Consider the following 17,805-nt stretch of genomic DNA (forward strand, 5'->3'; position numbering starts at 1 on the left):
TGAGGTGCTTTTATTACTCAAGCTCAGTTTGTTTCGTTTCTTTTCCCATAATCAAAATACACGCGACCGCCAGTAAAATGGCAATGCAAAAGATTGAAAAAATCACTGAAAACGAAATATGGCGGGCGGCGAGTGTTCCGACGAGCAGCGGGCCGAAAATGCCGCCGATTCTTCCAAACGCCGCTGTGGTTCCTGAACCTGTCGCCCGAATCGATGTTGGATATTGCTCCGGTGTATAGGCATACAGCACGCCCCACGCGCCAAGATTAAAGAAGGACAACAGCATTCCAGCCGTCAGCAGCAGACCTAAGGAATCTGCCGTTCCGAAGAAATACGCGCTTCCCGCTGTTCCGATCAAATAAATGACCAGTATCCATTTCCGGCCCGCCTTTTCGATCAGCCACGCAGCCGAAAAATAGCCCGGAAGCTGAGCAAGCGTCATCAGCAGAACATATTCAAAGCTTTGAATCATGCTGAACCCTTTTAACAGCATCACACTCGGCAGCCACAAAAACATCCCATAATAAGAAAAGACAACGCAGAACCAGACGATCGACAGCATTACCGTCGGCCGTACATACTGTTTCGCCCAAACGCTTTTCACGTTCTCCCACACAGATTTCTTTTTCATAGAAAGCGATTCGTACTTTGGCGAATCAGGCAATCCTGTCCGCAAGTACAGCGCATAAAATGCCGACAGTGCGGTTAAAAGCAAAGCCGCCTGCCAGCCGAAGCTTGGAATGACAAAATAAGAAATAAGCGCCGCTGCCAGCCAGCCCACAGCCCAAAAGCTTTCGAGAAGCACAATGACCCGGCCCCGTTTTTCAGGCACAACCGCTTCCGAAACAAGCGTTGAAGCGACAGGCAGTTCGCCGCCAAGTCCCATCCCAATTACAAAACGCAGAATGAGAAATGCCGATAAGCTTGTGACGAAAGCTGATATACCGCTTCCGATTGAAAAGCATAAAAGAGTAATGATAAATACTTTTTTGCGGCCGATCCGATCAGCCAGCAATCCAAACAAAAACGCACCCACAGCCATGCCGATGGAATTTACGCTTCCGATCCATTTCATTTCTTCAGGCGAAAGATTCCACTCCACGTGGAGCGCGGCGATAATAAACGATAATATTCCGACATCCATTGCATCAAACAGCCACCCTAAACCGGCGACACCCAGCAGCTTACGCTGGGATATAGGCTGTTGTTTTCCCATAGCCAACACCTCTGATATGCAAAAATGATTACCGTTTAAGTTTACACCTGTCTTTACACGTTGTCATTACCTAATTGATGTCAATCAAAAACCCCGCTTATGATTCACAAGCGGGGGTCTTTTTATTGCTGTAATGCTGCTTTTTTAATATTATCCTGCAGCTGGGCAATTCGTCTTGCGCCCTCTTCTCGAAGGCGTTTGTTTTCTTCTTCGATTTGTTTTGTTTCCTGCATGCCGCTGACAATCGTGTTCCAAGAGGATTCGATCGTTTCTATATCAATGCTTGGTCTGCCGGCCATTCTGGCAATTTCAACACTCTGGTTCGAGATGTTCTCCGCATTGCGTTTCAGCATCTCATTTGTCCGGCGGTCAAGCTCGCTCATAGAGTCAGCCACAAGCTTTTGGCGTTTCACCGTAACAGCCTGAATAATGCCGTTTTTGAAAATCGGAATGGTGATGATAAAAGCGGAGTTAATTTTCCCGATCAGCTTAGCGTTACCGCGCTGGAGCAGTCGGATCTGCGGTGCGGTTTGAAGCGCCACCATTCGCGCCATATCAAGATCATACACGCGTTCCTCAAGCGCCTGAATGCCGTTGCGCAGCGTATCGAGCTGCATTTGCGCAAGCTGGTTTCCGCTTGCCGCTTTTTCTTCATATGAAGGAAGGATTGACTGCATCTCTTCCAGCTTCATTTGACCGGCAACAACGTATTTTTCAAGCTCCATGTAGTAGTTGATATTGTTTTCATACATTTCATCGAGCGTGTAGTTTGTTTTTGTCATCTCATCTTTATATTTGGAAATCTCAACGTTGATTTTTTCAATTTCTCCGCCGAGCGTCTGGTACTTTTTAAAGATTTTCTCAATCATGCTGCCGCCGCGTTTGAAGATTTTGGCCATCAGTCCCTTGGGCTCGTCAAAATCATTTTTGTCAAAGCGGTCCATGATTTTTCCAAGCTGAGTCAGCATTGTGCCTGAGTCTGTCACGCTTGTTGTTTTCATCATTCCTAAGATGCGGTCAGAGAACTTGGAAATTTCAACAGCCGGCTCCTTTCCATACTCCAGCAGCTCCATTTGGTTTTTCACGTCAATTTGCTGGGCGAGGCGCTGCACCTCTGGTTCCTGGCGGAGCTGCAGGCGGATATCGTCTGCCTTTTGCTGAGAAATTTCTTCGTTTTTATCGAGAACAAGCGGATTTTGATTTTCTGTTGTCATGCTTTTCTTCTCTCCTTACTTTTGGGTAATCGTTCTGAACAGCCTTTTCACGAGCGAAGGCTCTTTATAGTCCTGCTGAAACACCATGTCGTCCAGCCAGTGGATATCATACTGATCCTCTTCAATATAATGCTCAATGTCTTGATGTCCGGGAGGATTATAAATGACGATATCAATTCCGATTTCATTCAAAAACAGCAGGGCTGCGGCGTCTGATCGTGTGAGCTCACCGTTCATTTCCGTATGATACAGCACCAGTTTCGGAACAGTCTGCGCATAGTCGAACATTTGAATCAATTTCAGCAGGTTAGCGGGAAGGTTTGTTGTTTGTTTAAACAAGTAGATTTGAACATCCTTGACCTGTTCCTGATGCAATGCCTTCAGCCGCGGGTGTCTGCACATTCTTGAGATCGTTTTGGCGATCGCGGTCTGAATGCCTGCCGGAAGCTGTTTGTACTGCCACACATTGCTTGCGATCAGCTTGTCCGGATCGATGTTTCCTTCATGATCAAGCGCGTGGCTGTAATGAAATTGATAGTTTGATTTGATTTCTTCTGTTAACGGAAAGCTTCGAACCATCTCCGTTTCTGGATAGTCCGCCATTGTATGAAGTCTGTTCCAATATTCTTTATTGTCCTTCGACACACCCATAATTTTGGCAAACACATTCGGAATATCGATCGAATGTTTATCGGCTTTGAAATTCGGGCGAATAAACGCACGTTCTTTCGCAATTAAAAACAGTTCATCATAGGTCGTTTTCAGCGTCACGGAAACCGGTGTGTGGTCTCTGAACTGCCAAGGCTTGTACAGCATGGATTCCTCGTGATTCAGCACATGCTCAATTTCCTTTGTCGATCGATACGCCACCGTTGATTTACGGTCAGGTTTTTCTTTCGGGAATGGCTGAAGATCTGAAACATCCGGAAGCTTTTCCGTGAAGCTTAGCTCCTGCTTAGGGTCAACGAGCGTCAGCTGATCGGTTCCCGCCGGATGGAACAATAGAACATCACAGCCGACAAGCATCAAATAATATAAGAAATACAGCTGGCTTTTCGTCGCGTCTCCATACCAGACCACCTTCGGCATCTCCCGCTCTATATCGGCTTTTTCCAGCCAAGGATTCAGGTGGTTCAAGGAAAACTTTGAAACATCAAGAAGCACTCTGCGAAAATCAGGATGATTCAGCCCCTGCTCATGATTTTCGGCAAAGGTATGTAAAAGCGTCATCAGTGCTTTTCTTAAATGGCGGTGCAGCAATGAATTGGAATGCTTCGCAATCAGCTGTTCCCCGTCCAGAAAGGCGACAAAGCGGCTGACCGAAAGGCCTTTTTCCTTCTGGTTGATGGAATGAATATGCTGAAGCGCCTGAAAGGTTTCGGGTGCAATTGTTTTATCAAGTGTTTCGCTCAGGACATAAATATGATTGTTTACAGAAAGTTCATACAGCTCGTTAAAGTAGTCGGTCTCATCAATGGGTGTGCCCAGTATTTGCCCGGCAAGCCTCGAAAAAGCAAGACCTTGTTCATTCTCATAGTGATCCCGCTCCGGCAATGGCTGAAACAGCATGCTTTTCCAATCACCATCGGCCGGAACAGCTTTATGAATGATTAGCTCTTCTTGTCTCATCATATCCTCCTTTCTGGTTTGTTTGTGTACATTACACGTGTTTTAATTTGGATATTTGCGATAAAACTGACGCTGTGATTTCTTCACCCGCCAGCATGCCGCTTGCAATCGTTTTGCGTAGTTCCGGATCGTGACTCAATACCTCGCCGTGCGCGGGTGCGATGCCAAAATCGGCTTCCCGGATCAGTTCAAGATCAAGCAGCGAGTCTCCAGCCGTATAGATTTCATCAAGAGAGAGCCTGGATTTCAGGTATTCAACTGCTTTCCACTTATTAAGCGGATTGGGAATAAAGTAAAGCTTCCGCCCCTGCAGAGATACTTGCCAGCCCTTATCGGCGCCCCACTCTTTCACAGCGGATATATCGATATACGGTATTTTTTCCTCATGTAAAATGAGATACACGAAATAGTGATGGGCGATTCGGGTTCTTTTTACCGCCTCTGATAAAGAGAGACCTGCGATTTCCCTTAGCATGGCCTCGATCGGCAGACACGACGCCAGCTCCTCTTTCATCAGCTCGTCCCACTCTTTCAGAGGCTCGCCGTCTTTTAAGATGCACCCGCCATTTGTTGTCACCGCATATTCCGGCACAATGTCCTGCTGGAAACATCCGATTCTCTTATACTGTTCGTTTGTACGCGTGGTGACGGGGATAAAATAGTGATCCTTCTGAATCTGATTTAAGTGCTCTTTTACGGCTGAGGAAATATAGGAAAGCTCCCGCCCATTTAATGTTTCAATCAGCTCAATCCCGGCTTCCTTATCGGGCGTGCCGATCATGCGCCTTGAATAAATTAATGTTCTGTCTAAATCGCTGGCAAACGCGTTCATAGGCTTTTCTCCGCCGGACGAATCAGCCCGCAGCAGCTGTAAGACATGTTCTCGTATTCTTCTACAGGCACTCCCCGATCCTTTGCCAGTAAAAGAATATGTTTCAGCGTTTCTTCAGCGCCAGGCTGAATCAGTATTTTCCAAGGCACTCTGCGAAGAAGCACACGGGTCGTTTCTCCGACACCAGGTTTAATCAGGTTCGTATTGCTGATGCCAAATTGCTTTCGGATCGTCTCAATGGAAGCCAAGCCGTCCCAAGCCGGTTTCATACGTACGCGCTGCAAGCCAATCGCCAGACGTTCTGCTTCTTTAAAAATAGACGGAAATTGCTCGGCTATCGTTTCAATATAGAATACAGAAACATCCTCTTCGCTCAGCTCACGGTAATATTTCGCCCCGTGAAAATCATCCGGCCCGATCCATTTTTCATTTAAGACCGTGCGGCTGACAAGACCCGAGACCGTAGAGTTCAAGCAGGCACTCGGAATCAGAAAATCCTCCTTCGTTCCGTAGATGTCCGCGCAATCACCCGGATCGGCAAGCACCGCAATTTCTGAGGAAAGTCTCGTATTCCAGCGCTGGTTAAACTGTTCGATGGATCGATTCAGTTCTTTAGTAATAGCGCCTTTGCCTGTCCAGCCGTCGATAAAGGCGATTTTTCCTTCTGGATGATGCTTCAGCATATACTGCAAGGCGTTTTCATCAATTCCCCTGTCCCGAATAATCGATATGCTGTAGTGCGGAACTGAGACGTGATACTTCATCTTGATGTACCGTTTGATCAATACACCGATCGGCGTGCCCGCCCTTGCCAGACTGCACAAAACCATATGCTCACCGTGTTTGGCGAAAAGCTGCTCCGCTACAGCTCCGGCCGCTAACGCAACCTTCTGTTTACTATCTTCAAGCGAGGCATAAAACAGTTTCATATATTCATCTGTCGGCTTATATTCGATCGGCAGCATCTCTGAGTAATGGGTGCCGCTTTGGATCGAGCGTTCCCGTTCTTCCGTGCTTTTTTCAATCGAAACAGCGGACAAATCTTTTAATAGAAAGGTGACATCCTCCTTCGGATAGCTCCCAATCTGGTCAATTATCTCAGTCAATTCAGATCACACCTTTCCTGAAAGGGTTACAATGTGGATATGCGGCACTTCTTTTTCTTTGAATATATGAAAAATTGGCTGTAACGCCTCATCCGAAACGGTCTTTTCAAGACAGAAAAAGACCTCGTCATACGCTCCGGCGGGGAGGTTATAGATAAAATGGCGAACCGCCTCATCTTCGGGATTCATAAATGAATAACCGTTTTGCACAGCATAGCCCGCTTTGACAACAGGGTGAATCGGGCTGCGGGTAGTAGAGTGATAGGAAATGGAGCCCTGAAGATGCGCTGCGATTTTCATAGGAATGTACATCAGCTCTCCCGTTCCAAGCACAAGCGTTCTTCTCCCCTTCCGATACTGTTCCACATGCTGCGCAGCTAGGCGGCAGGCCTCGTGAACCGCCTGCCTGTCACTCGCCTTTAAGCCAAATCGCCCTGTTTCCTTCACATAAAAATGCTCGTCTGCGAATGTGGCCGGCTGATAGGGTAAGGATGCAAAGAAGCCGGACAAGTCGATGTCTGTTCTGTGTATTGCTGATTCCTGCGGCTTTGGTCTGTAATCGTAGGAGGACTCTGACAAAAGCTCTCCCTTAAAGGAAATGCGCCCAGACAGTAAAGCTGTTGTTGATATGGTAACCCCTAATTCCCGTTCCGCTTCATCATAAGCTTGTTTGTGCTCCTCAGTGCGCCAATCCAATAAAGACAAAACAGCGTATTCTTTGCGGGGGAACTTCGATTGTATATCCCGAATGATATGCAGTGCGGTTTTTCCTGTCGTGATTTCATCATCCACGAGAATCACCGGGCAATCGTTGTTGATCATATGAGGTTCCGCATAGCACAGCTGGTCGGTCGCATGGGAGTGCTCCTCGACAAATGTAATGGAAGGCTCGTTGTTTCGTATCAATTCACGTGTTGTATGGACATACGACGCATTCTCAATGCAGTCATAAACCGCGTGTCCAAGGGCTGTCGCCGTTTCCGCAAACCCGATCACAAGCGGCGCTTCCTCTAGTGCAATACGCTGCTTTTGCAACGTTCGATAAGCAGCCCGAAGCCCGCTGTCCGTTCCTGAAAGAAACCCGTTCAGAATGTCGGCCTTCTCCTTCAGCTCACGGCCCGTTTTTCGTTCAGCGTACTCCAAAGCAAGCATCCCTGACGCCAAAAGCGGCTTCAGCGGATGAACTGGAATATGCTTTCCCAGCACTTTGCTGACAAATAAAAAACCCCTTTTTTTGTTTACACGCGCCGCCATTTCAAATAAGACTTGCTCCGGAATAGAAAGCGGATTGTCAGTGACCGACAGATCAACCGCCATATTGTCCAATATTTGAAGTGTTTTGCTGTTCGTTGAGCAAATCGGAGAAAGATCGGTTTTCATGATACACCCCATAGATTTCTGATTTTATTATGATGTTCTCAGCCCATTTCATATGGGGCTTCATCTCATTCATTTTGTTGGAAAAATGGCTTTTCATCACACCGATTGAACCGTTTCCGTGATGAATAATGCTTAACGCATCCATATAGTCTTCCTTTGATACAACATACAGGCTGTTTACCGCTTTAAGCTGAGACGGGTGAATGACCGTTTTCCCGTGAATCCCGTTAGCGATATCAAGCTCTGTTTCCTTCACCAAACCTTTGACATGCTCATTCAGCTCAGAAGGCTGGTGCGCTGACAGAAGGTGAGGCTTTTGCGCTGTCTGGAAATATTCCCAGACCGGTCCAGAAACGACAAACGTCCGGCCGAAATAATTGATGACATCCGCCATAAAATCGGAAATCAGGCGAATATCATAGATGGTTTGCCCCGGCTTTCTCCGGATGCCGTATAACCCGCACAAATCAGTAGCACCGATTCGCACATTTAAAATCAAGTCCTGATATTGATGCAGAACCGCACTCAGCTCTCCGAAAGCCTCCGGCCGCGTCTCTTTAGAAAGCAAATCGGGCGTTTCTAAAATCGGCATTCCATAAATCGGCGCTCTCATATCGCGAGAAATGTTTTCCACCGTTTCCGCATAGTCACGGGCGTTCACTCCTGAACATTTCGGAAACACAAAACCGGTTAACAAATGAAGAAAGCGCTTCAAGCGTCCCGCCAGCTCCTGCAGCTGCTTCGGAGAACGCACCCTTACAAACATGAGCGGAAGATTATCCGGTTCTATTTTGTTTTGCTGAATCGCCTGTTCTATGCGCTCAAGCTGAATGTTGAGATTATGTTCAGCCTGCTCGACTTCATGATCCCCAATCGCATCCTCTAAGCAGAAAACAACGGACGTTAGATCCTCGTACTTTTGTTCAGTAATCATAGCGGCTATGTCGTGGCGGGTTGCAGGCATATATAATAGGGCTCCCAGCGCTTGTTCAAGCCATTTTTTAGGCGCCTCTTTCGTGACCTGTTTCGGCACTTGATAAAATACATGCTCTTCTTGACGCGCTGATAAATAGTGGAAATACCGCAAACCAGTCACCCTCTTTTCTGTAACAAAAAAGGAAGGACATGAAACTCCCTCCTTGTTTTGTTTTATTCTTCTTTTGACGCAGCTGTTTGTTCGCGCACCTGCTTTTGTTTGTTGATATAGTGAATGATAAATGTTACCGCAAATGCAGCGATAATGATAATGAAGAATACAGAATGCGGCATTTCATAATGGAAAGCGCTCCCTGCCATTTTCAGCGCGATAATTCCGATTAACACGAATGCTGTGTTTTCAAGTTCAGGGATTTTATCGATCAGCACAAGGAATACTTTTGCGACTGTACGCATCATTAAAATACCCAGCATACCGCCGATCAAAAGAACCCATACTTTTTCAGATACCGCAAACGCGGCCAAGATGCTGTCCACAGAAAAGGCAAGGTCCATCAGCTCAACTGAAATAACAGTTGCCCAGAAGATACCGAATGTACGGACCATCCAAGAGTTTTTCTTAATACCGTCTGCTTCCTCTTCTTTTTCGCCGATCCAGAAGTGCTTAATGACGAGCCAAGCCAGGTAAAGCGCGCCAAGCACTTTGATCCACCAGAATTTAATGAGAAGCATACCGAGTCCGATGAATATAAATCGGAAAATGTACGCTCCGAATAAACCATACGTTAACGCTTTTTTACGCTGTTTTTCCGGAAGATGTTTCACCATAACCGCAAGAACTAACGCGTTATCGGCCGATAAAAGGCCTTCCAGCACAACAAGGGAACCGATCAGACCCCAAGAAACCGGATCAGTCAGAACTTCCCCCCACATTTTCCAATCGAAAAATGAAGCATACGTAGACATGATGTGATGTAAAAATTCCAAGTTTTTTCCTCCTATTAATTGAAAACGGTGACTGCTTTATTTGTCACTCGCTTACACCTGCAAACCGTAGTTCCGGCATAATGAAGCAAGGCCGCCGGAAAAACCGCTGCCGATCGCATTGAACTTCCACTCGTTTCCGTGTCTGTACAGCTCACATACGACAACGGCTGTTTCAATGGAGAAATCTTCTCCCAAATCGAAGCGAAGAAGCTCATTTTGAGTCTCTTCATCTGCAACGCGTACAAACGCGTTTGACACTTGTCCAAAGTTTTGGCTGCGTGCTTCCGCGTCATGAATTGTAACTGTGATGCCGATTTTCTCAATGTGAGCAGGGATTTTTGAAAAATCAACGATGATCTGCTCATCATCTCCGTCGCCTTCACCGGTGCGGTTGTCACCCGTATGGATGACACCGCCGCTCGGGTGCTCAAGGTTATTATAGAAGACGAAATCGAGATCATTCACACAGTTATCATGCGCATCCACTAAAAAGGCTGAAGCATCCAGGTCAAAATCGTGTCCGCCTGAGTACTTATTTGTATCCCAGCCTAAACCGATCACCGCTTTTGTGAGTCCCGGATTTGTTTTCGTTAAGTCAACACGCTGTCCTTTTGCTAATTGAATGGCCATACTGCCTCTCTCCTTTCTGCTCTTCGTAATATGTCTTAACCGACTTGCAAGCCGTAGTCTGTTGCGATGCGGGCAAGACCGCCTTGGTAGCCTGAGCCGATAGCAGAGAATTTCCATTCGCCGTTGTGTCTGTAAAGCTCTCCAGCGATAATTGCCGTTTCAATAGAGAAATCTTCCGCAAGATCGTAACGAATAAGCTCTTCATTTGTTTCTTCATTGACAATGCGTACAAACGCGTTTGACACTTGTCCAAAGTTTTGGCTGCGCGCTTCCGCTTCGTGAATCGTGATAACAAATGAGATTTTGTCGATATTCGCAGGTACGGCGCTGAGATTGACTTTTACATTCTCGTCATCACCCTCGCCAAGACCTGTCAGGTTATCGCCTGAATGAACAACTGAACCGTTTCCGCCTTCAAGCTGGTTATAGAAAATAAAATCATTTTGAGATGCGCATTTTCCAGACGCATCTAAAAGAAATACACTTGAGTCAAGGTCAAAGTCATGACCGCCGTCATACTTATTCGTATCCCAGCCTAAACCGACAACAACCTTTGAAAGACCCGGATTTGTTTTTGTTAAATCTACTTTTTGTCCTTTTGCCAATGAAATTGCCATGTTTCATCCACTCCTTTTTCTTTTATACGTACCGGTTGACAATATCTTCTAATCTCGTATCGTTTGTGCCTTCGCCGACCGCCGCGAATTTCCACTCGCCGTCCTGGCGGTAGATTTCAGCCGTAATCAGGCTTGTTCTGCCGGCATAATTGTCTTTCAAATTGTATTTGAGCATTTCTTCATGATTCGATTGATCAACAACACGGATAAAAGCATTTTGAATCATGCCGAAATCCTGTTTTCTTCTCACGCATTCATAAATATTCACAACAAATACAAGCTTATTAATGTTGGCAGGCACTTTCGCCAAATCAATTAAAATCTGCTCATCATCGCCCGCTCCGTCGCCTGTCAGGTTGTCACCTGTGTGCTTGACACTGCCGCAGCGGCTTTTCAGGTTTCCAAAATAAATGACATTTTTCTTATCAGTGAATTTGCCGTTTTCCAGCATCAGCACTGATGCGTCACAGTCAATATTTGGTCCGCCTCCGCCGAGCAGCTTTCCAAAAAAGCCGCCGCCTGATGAAACCGGGTCCCAGCCGAGACCGACCATCAATTTTGACAGACCCGCTTTTCCTTTTGTTAAATCAATTCGCTGACCTTTTTCTAAAGAAATTGCCACACGATTCACTCCTAATCATCGAAATGTGAATATAGTCACATTTATTTTTACGTACAAACGTAACTTGAGTATGCCGTAAATTATTAATATATACGTTTTTTATTATATCAAAGTTTCGTAAAAGTTAAGAATAATTGACGAAAATCCTCGAAAAAAATCTCCCATATTTGATATATGTTTTGCAAATCATATGAATGGCGGATCTTAAACATACCATTTGACGTGAGCGAGTCATTTTGCCTATTCTTGTATCACATTCTAAAAAGCAACGGAAAGGAAGCGGCCTTTTGATTCATTTAAGCATACTTGATCAGGCACCTGTTTCTAAAGGAGAAAGCCCCGTGACAACCCTTCAGCATTCGGTCGAGCTGGCCGGACGAAGTGAAGAATGGGGCTATAAGCGTTATTGGTTTGCCGAACACCACAGCACGAAAGGACTGGCAAGCACGGCACCGGAAATTATGATCGCCCGTATCGCGGCTCACACAAACAAGATTCGTGTCGGGTCTGGCGGTGTGCTTCTGCCTCAGTACAGCCCGTTTAAGGTGGCCGAGACCTTTCGCCAGCTTGAGGCCTTGTATCCGAACCGGATTGACCTTGGCCTCGGGCGTTCGCCGGGCGGAACGACAAAAACCCGGCTCGCACTAACCGACGGCATCAAAAAAAGCTTAACCGATTTTAACAGACAGCTTCAGGATGTCTCTTATTTTCTGACCGATTCGCTTCCCGCCGGGCATCCGTATGCCGGGATCAAAGCGGCTCCTCTTATTGACACAGTACCGGAGCTTTGGGTGCTTGGATTAGGGGAGAACAGCGCAAGGCGAGCGGCCCATCAGGGAATCGGATATGTGTTTGGGCATTTTATCAACCCTGAACGAGGGGAAAGCGCGTTTCGTATCTATCGTGAAAACTTTCAGCCATCAGCCCATTTCACATCTCCGGCCGCACTGTTTACGATCTTTGTCATTTGCGCAAAAACAGATGAAGAGGCAGAGGAGCTCGCGTTAAGCCAGGATTTGTGGCTTCTTCGCGTCGGGAAAGGCTTGGACAGCAGAGTGCCAAGCATTGAGGAAGCGAAAGCATACCACTATACTGAATCAGACAAAAACCAAATACGAGAAAACAGAAAGCGCATGGTCATCGGTTCTCCAAGCACTGTAAAACAGCAGCTTCTAGAGCTGGCGGACCGCTATGAAACAAATGAAATCATGGTTCTTTGCAATGTGTTTGATTTTGAGGCGAAAAAAGAATCATATGAACGTCTTGCCGGGTTATTTCTATAAAAAAAGCAGCTTTTCCCAAAGGAAAAACTGCTTTTTATTTTTATCTGTGCCCTTTTTTACGCTGGGTTTCTTTTTTGATAAACGTCCATATCCCCTGAACTGCAAATCCGATCAGGAGCAGAACAATTAACAGCAGGGTAATGGAAGGCCCTGGCGGTGTGCCGAGCTGATAAGATGATGTCAGTCCCATAAATACACTGAATAAGGAAATGAGTATGGCTGACATAAATACCATGTTAAAGCCTTTTGCGATTCTAATGGCGAAAGCTGCCGGCAATACGAGCAGTGCCGATACGAGCAGTACGCCGATAATCGGAATAATAACTGAGATCGCAAGACCAGTGACAATGCTGAATGACATCGACAGAATGTTTGTATTGATTCCGGACGTTTTGGCTGTTGCTTCATCAAATGTCAGCAGGTAGAGCGGCCTTTTCAGCACGATAAAATAAAGCAGGATCAACAATGTAATGATGCCGATAATATAGACCTGCTGCTGGTTAACCGTCACGAGCGACCCGAATAAGTACTGATCAATGCTCATATTGGCGGCGCCTTTCGAAAGGCTGATTAAAAACATCGCGAAGGACAAACCCGCCGCCATTAAGATGGCAATGGACACTTCCGAATATGTCCGATATGCCCGCCGCATGTATTCAATTCCGACCGCGCCGACGGTCACAACGACTATGCTCGCCGCGGTAATATTGGTGCTGAGGAAAAAGCCGATGGCAACACCCGACAGTGAAATATGCGAGAGTGTGTCAGCCATTAAGGCCTGCCTTCTAAGCACAAGATATACCCCTAAAATCGGGGCCATGATGGCGATCATACCGCCTGCTAGAAAAGCTCGTCGCATGAATTCCAAGTCAAACATTTCCATCCGCCTTTTTCTCCTCTCTCTAATCGAATCACTTTATCTAAAAATTGCTGTACTTCATTTTGTTCATGAGTGACCATCACAACTGTGCGATTGTGATTTTTCACCAAGTGGTGCATGAATTCGTAAAACCCTTTTCTGCTGTCATAATCAACCGCTGTGGTCGGTTCGTCCAGCATTAAGAGATCGGGATTGCTGGCAAGCATTCTGGCAATACAGATTTTCTGCTTCTGGCCGCCCGACAAGTCACCGATTTTCCGATGGCGAAGCTCCCACATTTCCACCATTTTCAGGGCTTTTTCTACTTCGATATGATCTTCTTCATTCAAACGTTTAAACCATTTCCCTTTTGTGTACCGGCCGGATTGGACAAGCTCAAGCACGGTGCTCGGAAAACCTGCATTAAATGAAGAAATTTGCTGCGGGACATACCCTATAGTCAGACGTTTTCCTTCTGCATTCTTTTTACTGATTGTTACCTTGCCTTCCCACGGTTTCAGCATGCCGAGCATCACTTTTATCAGCGTTGATTTAGAAGCGCCGTTTGGACCTGTGATGCCGACAAACTCGCCGCTTTCAATATCAAGAGATACTTTATCCAACACAGGCGTGTGGGAATAGCCAAAAACGATATCTTTCAATGAGACGAGATTCATGTCAATCTTCCTTTCTCACAAAGAAATAGTGTGCACCCTCCGGCGCACACTATCTTTTTATTTATCCAATAGTGAATCTTTCAGGGCATCGAGGTTTTGCTTCATGATGTCGATGTACCCTATACCTTTATCCTGTTCTTCTTTGCTTAAGCCTTCCAGCGTATTCAGCACTTCTGTTTTCGCGCCGATTTCACTGGCCAGTGTATCTGCAACCTTGGAGGATGCAATTTCTTCAAAATATATAATGTTCACGTCATGCTCTTTGGCATACGTTTTCAGTTTTGCTAAGTCAGCTGCACTCGGCTCTTGTTCAGGAGAAAGCCCTGCAATCGGAACCTGAGTCAGGCCATATTCTTTTGCCAAATAGCCAAAAGCTGTGTGCTGTGTGATAAATTCTTTCTTCGCCGCTTTTTTTACGGTTGTACGATATAGTTTATCAAGATCCTGCAGTTTTGCAATATATTCTTTACTATTTTTCTCATAGTATTCTTTGTTATCCGGGTCTTGCTTCACGATTTGCGCAGTAATATTTTCAACTTCCTTTTGCGCTAAAACAGGGCTGAGCCATACATGAGGGTCCATTTCATGGCTGTGTTCATGCTCTTCGTGATCTCCGTGTTCATGTTCATGTTCGTGTTCTTCTTCAGAGCCCTCCATTAAATCGATGCCCTTGCTCGCATTTACGAAAACCGCATGATCTTGGCCCATGCTTTTTTCAGTTGAAGGAACCCAAGTTTCCATGTATTCGCTATTATAAACGAACAAATCTGCGTCCTGAATGCTTGCAATATCCTTCGGCGTCGGCTCCCAGTCGTGCGGTTCGACAGAAGACGGAATTAAAAGATCCACATCGCCCTTATCTTTCACAATTTGTTTCGTAAATTCATACATCGGGTAGAACGTCGTGACAATGTGCAGTTTATCACTCTTTGAATCCGTTGACCCTTTTGTTGATGAGTTGCCGCATGCCGCGACCAATAAGAAGCACGCTGCAATCACAAACAAACCGCTCCATTTTTTAAACATAACGATATCCCCTCTTTTTCACAATGACTTTAAATCAAAATGATAACGATTTTGTAATCCTTAATAATAATAAACCGAAGTCATTACGTTTTGCAAGATTAATTTTATGTTGACGCTATGTTTTTATTCTTCCCGCGTGCAGCGCGGATATATGTACTGAAAAACCCGGCAAACTGCGCCGGGCTGACTTCTTATTCTCTTGTGTTCAAAAGATATACTCTGCTCTCGTAAGGCTGAAACACCATTTCATCAGCAATATCACCGTTGTTTTTATAATTGCTGAGTAAAAGGGACGCCTGATCCTTGCTGCAGCACTCCGGCCATTGGAATACAGCCTGCTCTTTTGAAAAATTATTCACCGCCAAAAGCTTCTGCCGGCCGTTCTCTCTGACGTATACAAACAGCTGCGGATCATCTGGGAGCAAGAGATCGTAGCTTCCTTTTATGAGATCTGCATACTGCTTTCTCAGGCTGATCACCTTTTTGTAATAGGCTAAAATGGAATCGGGGTCGGCCTCCGCTTCCTCGGCATTGATGGATGCATAGTCCGGATTGACCTTCAGCCATGGCGTTCCGTCCGTGAATCCGGCATTCTTCCCGCTGCTCCATTGCATCGGCGTCCGGGCGTGATCCCGGCTTTTGGCCAAGATAGAAGTCATCACTTCTTCAGGATCATAGCCGTTCTCAAACACCCGTTTATGATACATATTAATCGTTTGGATATCTTTGTAGTCCTCAATTCTCGAAAACGGCGCGTTTGTCATGCCGATTTCTTCTCCTTGATAAATATACGGCGTGCCTTTCATAAAATAAAGGACAGTGGCAAGCATTTTCGCAGACTCTTTGCGATATCTCCCTTCATCTCCGAAACGGGAAACGATCCGCGGCTGGTCGTGGTTGCACCAAAACAGAGTATTCCAGCCTTTATGTTCAAGCGTCTTCTGCCACTTTGTTAATACAGATTTTAAATCAGAAAGCTTTAGGGGCTTCAGATCCCAATGTTCTTTTCCCGGCTGCTGGTCAAGCTCCATATGCTGAAAGTGAAAAATCATATTCAGTTCATGCTTATCAGTTCCCGTATATGTCAAGCCTTCCTCCGGTGTTACAGAGCCAACCTCGCCGACCGACATGACATCGTATTGTGAAAATACTTCGTCTGTCATCTCTTTTAAATAGTCATGGATGCGTTCGCCGTTCGGCTGGAAGGGTTTCGGTTCTGCACACTGATTGACGTAGTCCTCATGTGAAGGAAGGCACTCTTTCTTTGAGATCAGATGAAGCTGATCTATCCGCAAGCCGTCGACCCCTTTATCGAGCCAAAACTTCATCATGTCATATACCGCTTGGCGAACGTCAGGGTTTTCCCAGTTTAAATCAGCTTGTTTGACGGCATTCATGTGCAGATAATATTCGCCAGTGTGCTCCTCATATTGCCAAACCGGACGTCCGTAGTCTGACACCCAGTCTGTCGGCGGGCCATCTTCGGTTCCGGGGCGCCAAAAGTAATAACTGCGGTACTTGCTGTTTTTGTCCAGCTCTGCTTCTTTAAACCACGGATGCTCGACTGAGGTGTGATTTAGGACAAAATCCATGACAAGCTTTAAGCCGCGCTGATGCACCTCGTCAAGCAGATCATGAAAATCCTCCATCGTGCCATAAGACTCCATAATCGTCTTATGGTCAGTCACATCATAACCGTAATCAACATTTGGAGAAGGGTAGATGGGACATATCCAAATCACATCTGCCCCAAGCTCCTTTATGTAGTCCAGCCGGGAAATCATTCCCCGCAAATCCCCGATCCCATCTCCATTACTGTCCTGAAAACTTCTTGGATATATTTGATAAACGACTGCATCCTTCCACCAGTCTTTTTTCATCCCGCACTCCCCCTGTTTTTTTCTTTCTACTCGAGCTGAGACGGATAAAGTGTCATTCCTCCGTCTACAAACAGTGTTGTGCCGGTGACGTAACTCGCTTCTCCTGATACGAGCCAAGCCGCTGCAGCCGCCACTTCTTCCGGTTTACCGAAGGCTTTCATCGGAATTTTTTTCAATTGCTTTTGTCTGTTTTCTTCTTTTTTCGTGTCGACGTTGGACTCTGTGGCGATAGTGCCCGGTGCTATCGCGTTGACGCGAATTCCCTTGTCTGCATAGTTAAGCGCCAGCGTTTCCGTCATCATCTTGATGCCGCCTTTAGAAGTTGAGTATTGAACATTGACTGGGCGCGGAATCTGCTGATGAACACTTGAGATATTGAGCACGTTTCCTTTGATATTGTTCTTCATCATGTGATTGAGCGCGGCTTTTGCCCCCATAAAGGTTCCCGTTACGTTTACATCAATGACCCTTTGCCAATCTTCAAGGCTCATCTCATGCGGCATGGCTTCTGTGCCGTTGAAGCCTGAATTGTTCACCATTACATCAAGCGTGCCAAAGTGTCCTAAAGCGGCATCCATCAGCGCCTGAATCCCTTCTTCCTTTGACACGTCCGCTTCGACTGCGACGGCTTTCCCTCCATTTTGCTTAATGATGTCCACTGTTTCATCGGCTCCTGACGGGTCATTGTGATAATTCACCACCACATTCATTTTCTCGCGGCCAAAGCGTTCCGCAATGGCTTTCCCGATTCCTTTTGAAGAGCCTGTTACGATGGCTGTTTTTCCAATTAAATCTGTATACATAAATGATGTCCTCCTCTGATTTTCCATTGTGTATCTGGAAAATACCCCATTTTTCCGGGTTGAAAACAGCATAAAAAAAGCAGAGAACCTTTTCGGTTCTCTGCCATC

General features: G+C 46.0%; 17 protein-coding genes. 1 reads left to right on the forward strand and 16 read right to left on the reverse strand.

The window, feature by feature from the left end; translation table 11 throughout:
• Positions 1–13: 13 nt before the first annotated feature.
• The 11 genes from niaP to ACQVGS_RS20490 form a co-directional block, all read right to left on the reverse strand.
• Positions 14–1,216: a niacin permease NiaP gene (niaP, locus tag ACQVGS_RS20440; protein ID WP_106021227.1), complete on the reverse strand. Its 1,203-nt coding sequence runs from the start codon at positions 1,214–1,216 to the stop codon at positions 14–16.
• A gap of 122 nt (positions 1,217–1,338) precedes the next feature.
• Positions 1,339–2,430 (reverse strand): toxic anion resistance protein, encoded by a 1,092-nt coding sequence (locus ACQVGS_RS20445; RefSeq protein ID WP_010332934.1) that lies wholly within the window; start codon positions 2,428–2,430, stop codon positions 1,339–1,341.
• A gap of 15 nt (positions 2,431–2,445) precedes the next feature.
• Positions 2,446–4,059, reverse strand: a complete 1,614-nt coding sequence (locus ACQVGS_RS20450) for a YceG family protein (protein WP_400152739.1) — start codon at positions 4,057–4,059, stop codon at positions 2,446–2,448.
• A gap of 31 nt (positions 4,060–4,090) precedes the next feature.
• Positions 4,091–4,891: an HAD family hydrolase gene (locus ACQVGS_RS20455; RefSeq protein ID WP_106021223.1), complete on the reverse strand. Its 801-nt coding sequence runs from the start codon at positions 4,889–4,891 to the stop codon at positions 4,091–4,093.
• A complete protein-coding gene (locus ACQVGS_RS20460; RefSeq protein WP_188323507.1) occupies positions 4,888–5,997 on the reverse strand; it encodes a cysteine protease StiP family protein in 1,110 nt (369 codons plus the stop codon). Before ACQVGS_RS20460 ends, ACQVGS_RS20455 begins: the two co-directional genes overlap by 4 nt.
• A gap of 6 nt (positions 5,998–6,003) precedes the next feature.
• Complete coding sequence (locus ACQVGS_RS20465; protein WP_491831854.1) at positions 6,004–7,314, reverse strand: phosphoribosyltransferase family protein; 1,311 nt, start codon at positions 7,312–7,314, stop codon at positions 6,004–6,006.
• Positions 7,304–8,464, reverse strand: a complete 1,161-nt coding sequence (locus ACQVGS_RS20470; RefSeq protein WP_106021220.1) for an HpcH/HpaI aldolase/citrate lyase family protein — start codon at positions 8,462–8,464, stop codon at positions 7,304–7,306. Before ACQVGS_RS20470 ends, ACQVGS_RS20465 begins: the two co-directional genes overlap by 11 nt.
• Positions 8,465–8,526: 62 nt before the next feature.
• Positions 8,527–9,300: a TerC family protein gene (locus tag ACQVGS_RS20475; RefSeq protein WP_024120125.1), complete on the reverse strand. Its 774-nt coding sequence runs from the start codon at positions 9,298–9,300 to the stop codon at positions 8,527–8,529.
• Between the two features lie 51 nt (positions 9,301–9,351).
• On the reverse strand, positions 9,352–9,930 hold the full coding sequence (locus tag ACQVGS_RS20480; RefSeq protein WP_010332927.1) for a TerD family protein: 579 nt from the start codon (positions 9,928–9,930) through the stop codon (positions 9,352–9,354).
• Positions 9,931–9,965: 35 nt separating this feature from the next.
• On the reverse strand, positions 9,966–10,547 hold the full coding sequence (locus tag ACQVGS_RS20485; protein ID WP_010332926.1) for a TerD family protein: 582 nt from the start codon (positions 10,545–10,547) through the stop codon (positions 9,966–9,968).
• A 22-nt stretch (positions 10,548–10,569) separates the two neighbouring features.
• Positions 10,570–11,169, reverse strand: a complete 600-nt coding sequence (locus ACQVGS_RS20490) for a TerD family protein (protein WP_491830517.1) — start codon at positions 11,167–11,169, stop codon at positions 10,570–10,572.
• Positions 11,170–11,456: 287 nt separating this feature from the next.
• On the opposite strand from ACQVGS_RS20490, the gene ACQVGS_RS20495 reads away from it, so the two are divergent.
• Positions 11,457–12,452, forward strand: coding sequence for an LLM class flavin-dependent oxidoreductase (locus ACQVGS_RS20495; protein ID WP_151174732.1), 996 nt, complete (start codon positions 11,457–11,459; stop codon positions 12,450–12,452).
• A 40-nt stretch (positions 12,453–12,492) separates the two neighbouring features.
• Here ACQVGS_RS20495 and znuB read toward each other — a convergent pair whose 3' ends face one another.
• The 5 genes from znuB to ACQVGS_RS20520 form a co-directional block, all read right to left on the reverse strand.
• The gene (gene znuB, locus ACQVGS_RS20500) at positions 12,493–13,335 is read right to left on the reverse strand and encodes a zinc ABC transporter permease ZnuB (protein WP_024120123.1); all 843 of its coding nucleotides are present in this window, start codon (positions 13,333–13,335) and stop codon (positions 12,493–12,495) included.
• Complete coding sequence (znuC, locus tag ACQVGS_RS20505) at positions 13,293–13,988, reverse strand: zinc ABC transporter ATP-binding protein ZnuC (protein ID WP_024120122.1); 696 nt, start codon at positions 13,986–13,988, stop codon at positions 13,293–13,295. Before znuC ends, znuB begins: the two co-directional genes overlap by 43 nt.
• 57 nt (positions 13,989–14,045) lie before the next feature.
• Positions 14,046–15,014 (reverse strand): metal ABC transporter substrate-binding protein, encoded by a 969-nt coding sequence (locus tag ACQVGS_RS20510; RefSeq protein WP_059292014.1) that lies wholly within the window; start codon positions 15,012–15,014, stop codon positions 14,046–14,048.
• A 191-nt stretch (positions 15,015–15,205) separates the two neighbouring features.
• Positions 15,206–16,894, reverse strand: a complete 1,689-nt coding sequence (locus tag ACQVGS_RS20515) for a glycoside hydrolase family 13 protein (protein ID WP_326374450.1) — start codon at positions 16,892–16,894, stop codon at positions 15,206–15,208.
• Between the two features lie 26 nt (positions 16,895–16,920).
• Positions 16,921–17,697: an SDR family oxidoreductase gene (locus ACQVGS_RS20520; RefSeq protein WP_106021212.1), complete on the reverse strand. Its 777-nt coding sequence runs from the start codon at positions 17,695–17,697 to the stop codon at positions 16,921–16,923.
• Positions 17,698–17,805: the final 108 nt, after the last annotated feature.

It is taken from the genome of Bacillus sp. SD127, assembly GCF_058566445.1.